The organism is Streptomyces sp. NPDC090499 (genome assembly GCF_044769305.1).
Lineage (GTDB): Bacteria > Actinomycetota > Actinomycetes > Streptomycetales > Streptomycetaceae > Streptomyces.
This window is the reverse complement of the sequence record NZ_JBIVXP010000015.1, coordinates 186,799-200,635: the sequence shown is the minus strand read 5'-3', so window position 1 is coordinate 200,635 and position 13,837 is coordinate 186,799. Positions and strand designations below refer to the sequence as shown.

The 13,837-nt window shown below is 73.8% G+C and carries 11 protein-coding genes and 1 pseudogene; 10 read left to right on the top strand and 2 right to left on the bottom strand.

What is annotated here, in order from left to right; translation table 11 throughout:
* Positions 1-24: 24 nt before the first annotated feature.
* The 4 genes from ACIQVL_RS38890 to mug all read left to right on the top strand — a co-directional run bounded on the left by ACIQVL_RS38890 (position 25) and on the right by mug (position 3,235).
* Positions 25-807 carry an SGNH/GDSL hydrolase family protein gene (locus tag ACIQVL_RS38890; RefSeq protein ID WP_403477716.1) on the top strand — a complete coding sequence of 261 codons (783 nt, stop codon included), beginning with the start codon at positions 25-27 and terminating at the stop codon, positions 805-807.
* A 10-nt stretch (positions 808-817) separates the two neighbouring features.
* On the top strand, positions 818-1,162 hold the full coding sequence (locus ACIQVL_RS38885) for a DUF4326 domain-containing protein (protein WP_403432426.1): 345 nt from the start codon (positions 818-820) through the stop codon (positions 1,160-1,162).
* Positions 1,163-1,235: 73 nt separating this feature from the next.
* Positions 1,236-2,681 (top strand): adenylosuccinate lyase, encoded by a 1,446-nt coding sequence (purB, locus tag ACIQVL_RS38880; protein ID WP_403477715.1) that lies wholly within the window; start codon positions 1,236-1,238, stop codon positions 2,679-2,681.
* A gap of 116 nt (positions 2,682-2,797) precedes the next feature.
* On the top strand, positions 2,798-3,235 hold the full coding sequence (gene mug, locus ACIQVL_RS38875) for a G/U mismatch-specific DNA glycosylase (protein ID WP_403477730.1): 438 nt from the start codon (positions 2,798-2,800) through the stop codon (positions 3,233-3,235).
* On the opposite strand, the gene ACIQVL_RS38870 is transcribed toward mug, so the two are convergent.
* Positions 3,165-3,680, bottom strand: a complete 516-nt coding sequence (locus tag ACIQVL_RS38870) for a hypothetical protein (protein ID WP_403477714.1) — start codon at positions 3,678-3,680, stop codon at positions 3,165-3,167. The two genes, mug and ACIQVL_RS38870, sit on opposite strands and share 71 nt — an antisense overlap.
* Positions 3,681-3,804: 124 nt before the next feature.
* On the opposite strand from ACIQVL_RS38870, the pseudogene ACIQVL_RS38865 reads away from it, so the two are divergent.
* Positions 3,805-3,894 (top strand): annotated as a pseudogene (locus ACIQVL_RS38865) (DNA-binding response regulator); the annotation flags it as partial.
* A 109-nt stretch (positions 3,895-4,003) separates the two neighbouring features.
* Complete coding sequence (locus tag ACIQVL_RS38860) at positions 4,004-5,161, top strand: ROK family transcriptional regulator (protein WP_403477713.1); 1,158 nt, start codon at positions 4,004-4,006, stop codon at positions 5,159-5,161.
* Between the two features lie 95 nt (positions 5,162-5,256).
* Here ACIQVL_RS38860 and ACIQVL_RS38855 read toward each other — a convergent pair whose 3' ends face one another.
* Positions 5,257-6,018: a GntR family transcriptional regulator gene (locus ACIQVL_RS38855; RefSeq protein ID WP_403431620.1), complete on the bottom strand. Its 762-nt coding sequence runs from the start codon at positions 6,016-6,018 to the stop codon at positions 5,257-5,259.
* A gap of 492 nt (positions 6,019-6,510) precedes the next feature.
* Between ACIQVL_RS38855 and ACIQVL_RS38850 the strand changes: the two genes are divergently transcribed.
* From ACIQVL_RS38850 to ACIQVL_RS38835, 4 genes are all read left to right on the top strand, one after another.
* On the top strand, positions 6,511-7,341 hold the full coding sequence (locus ACIQVL_RS38850) for an alpha/beta fold hydrolase (RefSeq protein ID WP_403477712.1): 831 nt from the start codon (positions 6,511-6,513) through the stop codon (positions 7,339-7,341).
* 559 nt (positions 7,342-7,900) lie between these two features.
* Positions 7,901-9,481 carry an alkaline phosphatase D family protein gene (locus ACIQVL_RS38845; RefSeq protein WP_403477711.1) on the top strand — a complete coding sequence of 527 codons (1,581 nt, stop codon included), beginning with the start codon at positions 7,901-7,903 and terminating at the stop codon, positions 9,479-9,481.
* A 152-nt stretch (positions 9,482-9,633) separates the two neighbouring features.
* Positions 9,634-11,112, top strand: a complete 1,479-nt coding sequence (locus ACIQVL_RS38840) for an SWIM zinc finger family protein (protein WP_403477710.1) — start codon at positions 9,634-9,636, stop codon at positions 11,110-11,112.
* Positions 11,112-13,793: a DUF6493 family protein gene (locus ACIQVL_RS38835; RefSeq protein WP_403477709.1), complete on the top strand. Its 2,682-nt coding sequence runs from the start codon at positions 11,112-11,114 to the stop codon at positions 13,791-13,793. Before ACIQVL_RS38840 ends, ACIQVL_RS38835 begins: the two co-directional genes overlap by 1 nt.
* Positions 13,794-13,837 lie beyond the last annotated feature (44 nt).

Below are 13,837 nucleotides of genomic sequence, written 5' to 3'. Positions count from 1 at the left end.
CCTCGGGATACCATCTCTGTCGCCATGCAGAAGAACCCGGTGCTTCCCGCACACTCCAGCCTGGTCGCGATCGGCGACTCCTTCACCGAGGGCATGTCGGACCTGCAGCCCGACGGCTCCTACCGGGGCTGGGCGGACGTCCTCGCCGCCCGGATGGCCGCCCGCACCCCCGGCTTCCGCTACGCCAACCTCGCGGTGCGCGGCAAGCTGATCGGGCAGATCGTCGAGGAGCAGGTCGACGTCGCGGTCGCGATGCGGCCCGACGTGATCACGCTGGTCGGCGGCCTCAACGACACGCTGCGCCCCAAGTGCGACATGGTCCGGGTCCGCGACCTGCTCACCGAGGCGGTGGAGCGGTTGGCGCCGGCCTGCGAGCAGCTGGTGCTGATGCGCAGCCCCGGCCGCCAGGGCCCGGTCCTGGAGCGGTTCCGGCCGCGCATGGAGGAGCTGTTCGGCATCGTCGACGAGCTGGCCGGGCGGCACGGTGCCCTGGTCGTCGACCTGTACGGAGCACCCTCGCTGTCCGACCCCCGGATGTGGGACATGGACCGGCTGCACCTCACGGCCGAGGGGCACCGCCGGGTCGCCGAGGCGGTCTGGCAGACCCTCGGCCACGCCCCCGAGGACACCGAGTGGCGCACGCCGATCCCGGCCACGGTGCCGCCCGGCTGGGTCGCGCGCCGCGTCGAGGACGCCCGCTTCACCCGGCAGCACCTGCTGCCCTGGATAGGCCGCCGCCTCACCGGCCGCTCCTCGGGCGACGGCCGCGCGCCGAAGCGCCCGGAGCTGCTGCCGTACGAGGCGTAGGGCGGCTCCCGTGCCCACCCGGGTGATCAACGTCAGGGGCCGGATCCACGAGTTCGGCCCCCGGCTGGAACACGCCCCCGCGGACGTCGTCTACGTCGGCCGCCGCTGGACCATGGGCGGCTGGGACCTGCCCCGCCATCCGCTGTCCAACCCCTTCGCCTACGACACCCCGAAGAAGAAGCGGGACGGCACCCGCACCGAGGTCATGGCGATGTACCGGGCCTACCTGCTGGAGCGGCCCGAGCTGCTGGAGCTGACGGCCGGCCTGCGCGGGCGGACCCTGGCCTGCTGGTGCGCGCCGGGACTCTGTCACGCGGACGTGCTGGCGGAACTGGCCGACGTTCCGGAGCGGTGACGCGGCTCTCGTACGTTCACACGAGCGGGCCCGCGGGGCTGGCCTGCAGGAATCGCCAGTAGAATCCGTACACGTGACTTCAGCCGCGCCCGCCAAGCCCCGCATTCCGAACGTCCTCGCCGGACGCTACGCCTCCGCCGAGCTCGCCACGCTCTGGTCGCCCGAGCAGAAGGTGAAGCTGGAGCGGCAGCTCTGGCTCGCCGTGCTGCGGGCCCAGAAGGACCTCGGGATCGAGGTGCCGGACGCGGCGATCGCCGACTACGAGCGTGTGCTCGACACCGTGGACCTGGCCTCGATCGCCGAGCGCGAGAAGGTCACCCGGCACGACGTGAAGGCGCGGATCGAGGAGTTCAACGCCCTCGCCGGCCACGAGCACGTGCACAAGGGCATGACCTCCCGGGACCTGACCGAGAACGTGGAGCAGCTCCAGATCCGGCTCTCGCTGGAGCTGATGCGGGACCGTACGACAGCCGTCCTGGCCCGCCTGGGCAGGCTGGCCGGCGAGTACGCCGAGCTCGTCATGGCCGGCCGCTCGCACAACGTGGCCGCGCAGGCCACCACCCTCGGCAAGCGTTTCGCGACCGCCGCCGACGAGCTGCTGGTGGCGTACGGCCGCGTCGAGGAACTCCTCGCCCGCTACCCGCTGCGCGGCATCAAGGGCCCGGTGGGCACCGCGCAGGACATGCTGGACCTGCTGGGCGGGGACGCGGCGAAACTGGCCGAGCTGGAGGACCGGATCGCGCGGCACCTCGGCTTCTCGCAGGCGTTCACCTCGGTCGGCCAGGTGTACCCGCGCTCGCTGGACTACGAGGTGGTGACCGCCCTCGTACAGCTGGCCGCCGCCCCCTCCTCGCTGGCCAAGACGATCCGGCTGATGGCCGGGCACGAGCTGGTCACCGAGGGCTTCAAGCCGGGCCAGGTCGGCTCCTCGGCGATGCCGCACAAGATGAACACGCGCTCCTGCGAGCGCGTCAACGGCCTCATGGTGATCCTCCGCGGTTACGCCTCGATGACCGGCGAGCTGACCGGCGACCAGTGGAACGAGGGCGACGTGTCCTGCTCGGTGGTGCGCCGGGTGGCCCTGCCGGACGCCTTCTTCGCACTCGACGGCCTCCTGGAGACCTTCCTGACGGTCCTCGACGAGTTCGGCGCCTTCCCGGCCGTCATCGCCCGGGAACTGGACCGCTACCTCCCCTTCCTGGCCACCACCAAGGTGCTGATGGGCGCGGTGCGCGCGGGCGTCGGCCGTGAGGTCGCCCACGAGGCGATCAAGGAGAACGCCGTCGCCACCGCCCTCGCGATGCGCGAACAGGGCGCCGAGCGCAACGACCTGCTCGACAAGCTCGCCGCCGACGAGCGGCTGCCGCTGGACCGCGAGCAGCTGGCGGCGCTGATGGCCGACAAGCTGTCCTTCACGGGCGCGGCCGCCGCCCAGGTCGGTGTCGTCGCCGGCCGGATCGAGGAGATCGTCAAGCAGCACCCCGAGGCCGCCGGTTACACCCCCGGAGCGATCCTCTGACCGGCCGTTCCTCTCGCTTCACCGCGGCGGAACTGGAGGCCGCCCGCGACCGTCTCGTCCCGGACGTGCTCGCGGACGGCCTCCACGTCCTGTTCTGCGGCATCAACCCCGGCCTGATGACGGCGGCCACCGGCCACCACTTCGCCCGCCCCGGCAACCGCTTCTGGCCGGTCCTGCACCTGTCCGGCTTCACCCCGCGGCTGCTGAAGCCCGCGGAACAGGGCGAGTTGCTGTCGTACGGGCTCGGCATCACGAACGTGGTGGCACGGGCGACCGCGCGCGCCGACGAGCTGACGGCCGCGGAGTACGCCGAGGGCGGGCGCCTGCTGACGGCCAAGGTGACCCGGGTCCGGCCCAGCTGGCTGGCGGTCGTGGGCGTCACGGCCTACCGTGCCGCCTTCGCCGACCGCGGGGCCCAGGTGGGGCCGCAGCAACGGACGATCGGGGACACGCGCGTGTGGGTGCTGCCGAATCCCAGCGGGCTCAACGCGCACTGGACGGCGGCGACGATGGCGGAGGAGTTCGAGCGGCTGCGGGTCGCGGCCGGGGGCTAGCCGGTCGGGGCGGGTCCACGGCAGTGACGAAGGCCAGCAGCTGGAAGGGCAGCTCTCGGTCCCACTGGGAGACGCCGAGGCCGACCCAGCGCCCGGTGTCCGCCTTCCAGAGCTGCACGTCCGGCACATGGTCGCAGAGGTGCGCCCACGGTTCGTCGACGTCTTCGCCGTCCATGGCACGGTCCAAAACGCCGTGCAGGCCGACCTCCTGAACGGGCCCCCACCGCTCGCCGAGCCGATCCCCCAGCGCGTCCCGGTATGCCTCGAACCGCGCCTCCGTCTCCTCCCGCTCGCCTTCCTCGTCCTCGTAGAAGTCGCCGCTGGTCTCCAGCGTGGCTGTCAGGTATCCCGGTCCGCCCGTACCGGCATCGGTTCGACCGTGTTCCGCCGGGAACTCCCGCGCGCACAACTCGTCGATCAGGGCGAGGCACTTCGCGATGTCCATGTGATCCAGTAAAGCCGGCGCCACTGACACCCGGCCCGTCGTCAGGCGTCCCGCCTGCGCGGACTCGGCCCGGGGTCGGGAACGGTACGGCCACGGCGACGGGCGGGGCCTGCTGAAGCGGGTGCGGCCGACCGGGCGGGCGGCCGAGGTGCTGCGGCTCATGACGCGGGGGCTGACCAACGCCGAGATCGCCGGGCGGCCGGCCGTCGGCACCCTCGCTCGTCACGGATCTCCGGCAGATCGGAGGCGTCCGGCACTCGCCGCGGTCGTCGGCGTCGAAGTACGATCCGGCCAACGTGCAGGGTTAGCTGGGAGGACGGACGTTGGCGGGGTTGACCGGCGGTGATCCGTCTCTGCTGCGAAGGATCAATTCCGCGGTGGTGCTGCACGCGCTGCGGGCCACCGACTGTGCGACGCTCACCGAGATCACCCGGGTGACGGGGCTGTCCCGGCCGACCGTCGAGGGGGTCGTGGAGGGGCTCATCGAGGCCGGGCTGGTCGTCGAGACGGCGGCCGAGGAGGGCGCCACCCGGAAGCAGGGGCGGCCGGCGCGGCGGTTCCGGTTCCGGGCCGAGGCCGGACACCTGCTGGGCCTGGAGATAGGCCCGCACCGCGTCGCCGCCCTCCTGTCCGACCTGGACGGGCGGGTCCTGGGGGCGCAGGCCAAGGAGGTCGGTGAGACGGCGGACGCGGACGAGCGGCTGGAGCGGCTGCGCACCGCCGTCGCCGAGTTGCTGCGCCGGGCCGGGGTGGCGCGCAGTTCGCTGCGGGCCGTCGGGGTCGGCACCCCCGGCATCGTCGAGGCGGACGGCCTGGTGCGGCTGGGCACCGCGCTGCCCGAGTGGACGGGGCTGCCGCTCGGCGAGCGGCTGAGCCGGTCCTTCAAGTGCCCGGTCCTGGTGGAGAACGACGCCAACGCGGCGGCCGTGGCCGAGCACTGGAAGGGCGCCGCCACCGATTCCGACGACGTGGTGATGGTGATGGCCGGACTGAGTCCGGGGGCCGGATCGCTGATCGGCGGGCGGCTGCACCGGGGGTACGGCGGGGCGGCCGGGGAGATCGGCGCACTGCATCTGCTGGGCCGGGAGGTGACCCCGGAGACGCTGCTGTCGACCACCGACGAGCCGCTGCACCCGCTGGACGAGCAGGCGGTCGCCGAGGTCTTCGCGCTGGCCCGCAAGGGGGATGCGCGGGCGCGGGCGGCCGTCGACCGGTTCATCCAGCGGCTGGTCCACGACGTGGCCGCGCTGGTGCTGGCGCTGGACCCGGAGCTGGTGGTGATCGGCGGCTGGGCGGCCGGGCTGGACGGCGTCCTGGAGCCGCTGCGCCGGGAGCTGGCCCGGTACTGTCTGCGGCCGCCCCGGGTGGCGCTCTCCCTGCTCGGTGAGGCGGCGGTGGCGACCGGCGCGCTGCGGCTCGCCCTCGACCATGTGGAGGAACAGCTGTTCGCGGTGGACGGGACGGTCACCGCGCGCCGCTGAGCCGCTGTGCGGCGGAGTGGCGGTGCGGCTGGGTCGGGAAACGCGTCGCGCCCCGGAGGTGCTCCGGGGCGCGAGCTGGTCGTTCGGCGCGGTGGCTAGGAGGCCTGCCGCTCGGGGCCGTGGTGGATCTCCACGCCGCCGGTGTCACCGAAGGTCAGCCGGCAGGTGTCGGCGCGGTAGGTGGCGACGGAGAGCGCGGCGGTACGGCCGGCCGCGAGGAAGCGGGTGGTGACGACCAGCACCGGGGCGCCGGGAAGCCGGTCGAGCTCCTTGGCGTCGTCCGCGCGGGCCGAGCCGAGCTCCACGGCGCGGTCCTGGCCCTCCAGCTCCAGGCGCTGCAGCTCACGCAGGACCGCACGCGCGCGGGGCGCTCCGGACGGGGCGTCGATCGCCGTCAGCTCCGGGACCGAGGCCGCCGGGATGTAGAGCAGCTCGGCGGCGACGGGCTGGCCGTGCGAGACGCGGGAGCGGCGCACGATGTGCACGGGCTCCTCCGGGCCGGTCTCCAGGGCGGTCGCGACGACGGCGGACGGCACCGCGAGGGTGCAGTCGGCGGAGTGCCAGGCGTCCCCGGGGGCGCCCGGCCAGGCGTGCTGATCGGTGCCGACCGCCACGCCCATGCGCGGGGGCGCGACCGTCGTGCCGACACCGCGGCGGCGCTGCAGCCGGCCCTCCAGTTCGAGCTGTTCGAGGGCCTGGCGGAGGGTGGCGCGGGCCACGCCGAAGCGGGCGGCGAGGTCGCGCTCGTTGGGCAGGATCTCGCCGACCGAGAACTCCGAGTCCAGTGCCTCACTGAGCACGGTCTTGAGATGCCAGTACTTCGGTTCCGGCACCGATTCCAGCTGCGTGGTCCCCACCCTGTCCTCCGCAATCGCCGTGGTCCGGCGGCGTTTTAGCGCCCTTGTTTATTAAAGGTTGTTTTACTTATCTGCGACCATAGGGCGGCGCAGACCCTTGGTCAAGACCAATCCTCGATCCCTTGGCCAACGCATAGAAAGCGGTGCCACAGAGCGTTCACGACACGTTCGCGCGGGTGCGTTTTCGTGACATGGCGGCAAAGCTCCCGTCGCGCGGCGGCAAGCGCCCGGAGCAGGGTGACCGGCGGTCGGCGCAGCGGGCGAAACCCGTCTCGCGTCCGACACGTTCTCGCATGTCAGGGCGGAATCGCGGCGCGTCCCACACCCTCGGCCCAGAATGATGCGGAGCCCGGCGGCCGGGGTACGGAGGTGGCCGGTGCATGGACGGGGCGTGCCGGCGGACGACACACCCCACCGGGGACTACCCGCGAGTAGCAAATTGCTGACAAGCTGTCTACGGCGTCCGCCGAAGTCGCCAGACGAGGAGCCCCCATGTCCGCCACCGTCTCGTTCAAAGCCCCGGCCGCGCACGGCCGGCAGGATGTGACCGTCTCGTACGCGCGCGTGGGCCGCGGCGAACCGCTGGTCCTCATCCACGGCATAGGGCATCACCGGCAGGCCTGGGACCCCGTGGTGGACATCCTCGCGACCGAGCGGGACGTGATCGCCGTGGACCTGCCCGGCTTCGGCGCCTCCCCGGCCCTGCCGGACGGCCTCGCCTACGACCTGCCGACCACGAACGGTGTGCTCGGTGCCCTGTTCGAGACCCTTGAGCTGGACCGGCCGCACGTGGCGGGCAACTCGCTCGGCGGGCTGCTGGCGCTGGAGCTGGGCCGCGAGAAGCTCGTACGGTCCGTCACCGCCCTCTCCCCCGCCGGGTTCTGGTCACAGGCCGAGCGGCGCTACGCCTTCGGTGTGCTCATCGCCATGCGGCGGATCGCGGAGCGGCTGCCGCTCCCGCTGGTCGAACGGCTGGCCCGGTCGGCCGCCGGACGGGCCGCCCTGACGAGCACCATCTACGCCCGCCCGGCGCGCCGTTCACCCGAGGCCGTGGTCGCCGAGACGCTGGCCCTCGCGCATGCCAGCGGATTCGCCGAGACCCTGCGGGCGGGTGCCGCCGTCCAGTTCACCGACGACGTCCCCGGCATCCCGGTCACCGTGGGCTGGGGCACCCGGGACATGCTGCTGGTGCGCCGCCAGGGGGTCCGGGCCAAGCAGATCATCCCCAAGGCCCGGCTGGTCCGGCTGCCGGGCTGCGGACACTGCCCGATGAACGACGACCCGGCGCTGGTCGCCCGCGTCATCCTCGACGGCAGCCGCTGACCGACAGCCTGGCGCCGACACCGGGTCCGCAGCGGGCGGGCGGCGCCTGCGCACCGTCCCGCTGCCCCTGGCCGCCGAGGGTCTGGCACCGGGCCCGCTCGGTGGACGGGCTGCCGTTTCGTGCGCTGGGCGGCGGCGGCCGGGGGCGCGGTGCGTCCGCTGAGTGCGTGCGCACGCGCGCGGGGCGCCGAGGACGGTCTGGGTCTCCGACCCGGACGGCGTCGTGCGTGCGCACGCGCGCGGGGCGCCGAGTCCGGTGTTCGGCCGGTGCCGGGGGTACACGCAGCTGCCGGCGGCACGGATCCGGGACGGGGTGCGTGTGACGGCGGAGGCGACGGGCGGGTGACGGCGACCCGGCCGGACGCGATTCGGCGACGCGACGGCCGGAACGGAAGGACCATGACACGGCCGGACCGGAGCGACCGCGAAACGGCCGCCCCCGGAGGGACAGCGCTTGTGGGGCCGGTCAGTTGTTCACTCGCGGTTTGCGTGTGCGCTGCGGCGCCCCAGTAGTTGTGGCTGTGCACACCTGGCCGGATCCCGTTCTGGAGGCCCTTCCATGTCCCTTTCGCTCCCTGGCCGCCGCAGTGTGCTGCGCGGCTCGCTCGCCGCGTCGGCTGCCCTGACCCTGCCCACGGCGCTCGGTTCCGCGCCGGCGTTCGCACTGTCCGGGCGTCCCCGGGCGGACTGGGGCGTCCAGGCGGGCGACGTGACCGCCGACTCCGGCCTGGTGTGGGTCCGTTCGGACCGGCCGGCCCGGATGGTCGTGGAGACCTCGGCCACCGAGTCGTTCCGCAACGCCCGCAGCTGGCACGGCCCGCTGCTCGGCGCGGACAGCGACTTCACCGGCACCACGCGGCTGCACGGGCTGCCCTCCGGCGAGCAGATCCACTACCGGGTGCGGCTCGCCGACCCCGACGACCCGCGCCGCACCGGCGAGCCGGTCACCGGCACCTTCCGCACCGCGTCCACGCGCCGCCGCCAGGGCGTGAAGTTCCTGTGGTCCGGCGACCTCGCCGGGCAGGGCTGGGGCATCAACGAGTCCATCGGCGGCTACCGCATCTTCGACGCCATGGCCAAGCTGGACCCGGACTTCTTCCTGTGCAGCGGCGACAACATCTACGCCGACGGCGTGATCACGGCGACCCAGGCGCTGCCCGACGGCAGCCTGTACCGCAACGTCACCTCCGAGGCGAAGTCGCACGTCGCGGTCACGCTGGACGACTTCCGCGGCAACTTCCGCTACAACCTGCTGGACCAGGCGCTGCGCCGGTTCAACGCCCAGGTGCCGAACGTCATCCAGTGGGACGATCACGAGGTCCGCAACAACTGGTACCCGGGCGAGGTCATCGGCACCGGCACCGCCTACCCCGCAGGCACCAGGCTGGACGACATGGCGGTGCGCTCCCGGCGGGCGTTCTCCGAGTACTTCCCGATCTCCACGATCAGCGGCCGCCCGGACGGCCGGATCTACCGCGTCCACCACCACGGCCCGCTCCTGGACGTGTTCGTGCTGGACATGCGGACCTACCGCAACGCGAACTCGCCCGACGACCAGACCACCGACCCGCAGGGCATCCTCGGCGCCGAGCAGCTGGCGTGGCTCAAGCGCGAGCTGTCCCGGTCGCGGGCGGTGTGGAAGGTGATCGCCGCGGACATGCCGATCGGTCTTGTCGTGCCCGACCCGGTCGAGGGCAAGGCGAACTTCGAGGCCGTCGCCCAGGGCGACCCGGGCGCGCCGCTCGGCCGTGAGCTGCAGATCGCCGAGCTGCTGCGGTACATCAAGCACCGCAGGATCACCGGCACGGTGTGGCTGACGGCCGACGTCCACCACACCTCGGCCCAGCACTACGACCCGTCGCGGGCCGCGTTCAAGGACTTCGCACCGTTCTGGGAGTTCGTCTCCGGCCCGCTGAACGCCGGCGCCTTCCCGGCCAGCGCGTTGGACGGCACGTTCGGCCCCGACCGGGTGTTCGTCAAGGCGCCGACCGCCTCGAACGTGTCACCCGCCGAGGGCTACCAGTTCTTCGGCGAGGTCGACATCGACGGTGACAGCGGCGAGCTGACGGTGCGTCTGCGCGAGTACGACGGCACCGTGCTGTTCACCCAGACCCTGCAGCCGGGCCGGGTCGGCCAGTAACTCCCGTACGCTTTTCCCAGGGCCGCGGACCGGCGTCATCCCCCGGTGCGCGGCCCTGCCGCCTGCTCCGAACCCACCTGGCCGCACAGCTCCTTCGCGGGTGTTTTCGCAGGTCGGATCCGATTGTCAGTGGTCGCCTCTACGGTTTTTCCATGACGCGATCTTCACAGGCCGTGGCCTATCGCCAACCCTCCGTGCTGCGCTCCGGCGCCGACGGCCGCCATCTCGGGCTGGAGACCTCCCGGGGTGCGACACCCACCGGGGTCGAGGACCATCCGCGGTTCTTCGCGGGCTTCCTGACCTCCCCTCAGGTGGCCGCGGCCGGGCTGCTCGCGGTGGCCGACGTGGCGGCGGCGCGGTACTACCAGCCGCAGTTGCGCGCCTCGCTGGACCCGGTGGTGACGGGCAACGGCGACCGGCTGCGCTTCGAGTCCTTCTCCGGCTGCGGCGGGGTCTACGCCCGGCTGGACGTCCTCGGCCCGGGCCTGGACGGCGGTGAGGTGGGCCACGGCACGACGAACGTCGACGTCAACAACCCGCTGCGGGAGGCGCTCTCCCGGCTCGGCTCGGACGATCCGCTCCATCTGCGGGTCGGGCCGGAGGAGCTGGCGGTCACCACCCTGGACGGCCCGGTGGTGGAGAAGAAGGTCCCGCTTCCGGACCGCTGGCTGCGCGGGTTCGCGGAGGCGCAGGTCATAGCCGCCGGGTTCGACCTGCGGGCCGAGCTGCCGGCGGACGAGGCCGTGCGGTTCCTGCGCTCGCTCCCCCGCGGCGGCACCGCACGCCGGGGTTCGGCCGGTCCCGGCTGGGTGGTGCCGGTGGGCCGGGGGCTGCGGCCGACGACCCGGCCGGTACCGGGCGCGGTGTGCCTGCCGGGACCGGAGCGGCTGGCCGCGCTGCAGCGGGTGCTGCGGCATGCGACGGCCCTGCGCGTCTACGGCCCGCAGAGCGCCCTGGCCGCCTCCGGCACAGCCGCCGCCTGGGAGGTGGTACTGCCGGGCATGCGCCTCACGCTCACCCTGTCGCCGGATCCGGCCCGGGGGTTCTCGGGCGAAGGCGGCGTGCTGGACGCACTGGCCGCCGACGAGGCCGCCGAGGACGCGGAGCTGATCGCGGTCCTGCTGGCCTGGGAGCCCCGTGTCGACGTCGCCGACCTGGCCGCCTCCGCCGGGCTGTCCCCGGAGCGGGTCCGCGCGGCCCTGGTCCGCCTCGGTACCTCGGGACGCGTCGGCTACGACACGGCGGAGGCCGCCTACTTTCACCGCGAACTGCCCTACGACGCGGGGCGCGTGGAGCGGCACAACCCCCGGCTGCGGTCGGCGCGGGCCCTGGTGGCCGCGGGCGCGGTGGCCCTGGACGGCGAGACGGCCACGGTGACGGCCGAGGACGATCATCTGCACCGGGTGCGGGACACGGCGGGGGTGCTGAGCTGCAGTTGTCTGTGGTGGGCGAAGTACCGGGGCGGGCGGGGTCCGTGCAAGCACGCGCTGGCGGTGCGGATGGTGCGGCGGGGGGCCGCGGTGGAGCGGGACAAGAGGCAGGACGAGAAGCAGGACGGCAAGCAGGACGAGAAGCAGAGCTTGGCTCAGGACATGGCACAGGGCGTGGCGGAGATCGGCGGGGGTGCGTGATGAGTGCGGTGCTGGAGGCGGTACGGGCGGGGCGCGTCGGGGAGGCGGCCCTCCTGGTGAAGAAGTTGACGGATGCCGAACGACGGGCACTTCTGCCCGAGTTGCAGGCCCTGCGCAAGGAGCTGCGGGCCGCGCCGTGGGAGAGCCGGGCCCAGCGCAGTTATCCGGCGCTCCAGGTGGCCGGGGCCATGTGCCATTCGGGGGCCGCGGCGGCCGCGACCTGGATCACGGGCGCCGACATGCGCTGGCGCCAGGCACCGCCGGACATGCTGCTGAAGGCACTGGTCGACCGGGACACCGGCTGGCAGGCCGACGTGGCCCGGCGGCTGGCCGCGCGGCCGGTCTCCGCGGACGTGCCGTTCTTGCTGATCGCCGGGCTGGCGCGGCGCTCGGGGAGCGGGGTACCGGTGTCGGACGCCTCCGTGGTCGGCTGGGTCCGGCACATCGGCCACGGCTGGGGGCGCGTCCCGCTCGCCGACCGGCTGCGCGCCGAGCCCGACCTGGCGCCGCTGGTGAACGGCCTGTTCGAGCTCTCCGATCTCGGCGAGGTCCGCTGGCTGTTCGGTGACGGTCCCGGTTCCTGGCAGAGCGCTCTCGCGGAGCTGACCGGCGCAGGCGTACTGGAGCGCAAGTCCGTGGTCGACGCCTGTGTGGCCCGGCTGCTGCGCGGCGGCGGCCCGACCGACCACCGGGTCTTCCTGCCGCTGCTGAGCAGGCTCGCCCTCACCCGGGACGAGGAGCGCGAGCGGGTCGCCGACTGGACGGCCCTGGCCCGGGACGCCGCCTCTCCGGTCGCGGCCCACGCCCAGTCGGTCCTCGCCGCGCTGGCGCTGGACGGCGACCTCAGCGCGAGGCAGCTGGCCGAGGCCTCCGAAGGGCTGCTGTTCCGCGCCGAGAAGAAGCTGGTGCGCGCCCAGTTGGTGCTGCTCGGCAAGGTGCTCGCCCGCGCCCCGTCCTCGGCCGCGGAGCTGCTGCCGGCGGTGGCCCAGGCGTTCGGGCACGAGGACACCCAGGTGCAGGAGCGGGCGCTGAAGCTGGTGGAGCGGCATGCGAAGCGGCTCGACGGCGACGCCGCGTCCCGGTCCGGTATCGCGGCCGCAGCGGAGCAGTTGAGCCCGGCCCTGCGGGTGCGGGCCGCCGCGGTCCCGGGCATCGCGCCCGCGGCGGAGCCCGCGGCGTACGAGGAGATGCTGCCTCCGGCCCCGGAGCCGTTCCGGCTCGCGACCGCACCGGATTCCGCCGTGGAACTGGCCGAGGAGGTGTCGGTGCTGCTGGCGGCCGGCGGGGACCCGGACGTGGCCGCGTTCGAGCGGGCGCTGGACGGCCTGGCCCGGCACGCCCACCACGACCAGGACGCGCTGCGAGAGGCGCTCGAACCGGTGGCGGCCACCCGCTGGTGGTGGGAGCCCGAGTCGTACCGCCGGCAGCATTCCGAGGAGCACTTCGGTCCTGCCTGGCGCGGCCTCGTCACCGCCGAGGGCGGCCTCGAACTGGTCCTCGCCACGCTGTACGGGTCCGTGGGCACGGCCACTCTGCTCGCCGGGCTGCGGGGCGGCCCGGCCGACCACGACTGCGCACGCCACGGGTTCTCCCGCGTCCTCGACGTCCGGCTGCGTGAGCTGGCCCACCGGATACGCACGGACCCGCAGCCGCTCCTCCTGGCGACACCGTCGTGGAGCACCGGGCTCCTGGAGCCGGCGGAGCTCGTCGACCGGCTCGACACCTACCGTCGCCTCGGTTCCCGGGCGGGAGAGGCCGACTTCGCCCAGGCGCTGTTGCGGGTTCGACGCGAGGACCGTACGGCGGCCCTGGCCGCCGCCGGACGCGCGAGCGGACTCGGCACGCCGGAGGGCGAGCGGCTCGCACGCTGGCTGTCCGCAGGCGAGGCCACCCTGCCCGCCTCCGGCCACCGGATGTCGGGCCCGCGCATCCTGGTCGAGTCCGACGAGGTCCGGGAACTCGGGACGGAATTCCCCGAGGCGTTCCGGCGGCTGGGCCGTGCGTTCACGGCGTCCGACGCGGTCCGGTACTGCTACCACTGGGGCCAGGAGAACCACCGGCACTGGCTGGCCACGCTCCCCGAGCTCCGCGAACTCGTCGCGGTACGGCTGGTGCACGACTTCTCCGAGGCCGCCCTGGACGGCCAGCGGGGCATGGCCGCCGCCCTCCCGCTGCTCGCCGAGTCCGGCGGCGCGGCCGGCCGGAGCACCCACCTGTGCGTGGCGTACGGGCTGGGCGCCCGGCATCCGGAGGACCGGCTGGCCGCGGTGGACGCGCTGCTGGTGCTCGCCGCACGCGGACAGCTCGACACGGAGCGGCTCGGTGCCGACCTCGGCCAGTTGGTCCGGCGCGGTGCGGTGAAGCCGCTGCGGCTGGCCGAATCGGCCCGGACGGCGGTGGCCACGGGGGCGAACGCGACGATATGGGAGATGCTCCGGCACACCCTGCCCGTGCTGCTCGCGGACCTCGCGACCGGGGGGACCTCAGACTCCTCGGGCGCGGCGGTCGCGCCCCGTGGGCTCGGGGAGCTGCTCTCGGTCGCCGCCGACTGCGCCGAACGGTCCGGGGCCAGGGGTGAGCTGCCGCATCTCGCCGGGGCGGCGGCCCGGCGCGGCTCGTCCCGGCTGGTGGTCCAGGCCCGGCGGCTGCGGGACGCGCTGGCCGTGGCGGCGGCCGCCTGACAAGGGCAGGAACCGGTCATTTCACAGACTTCGCCAACGGTAAA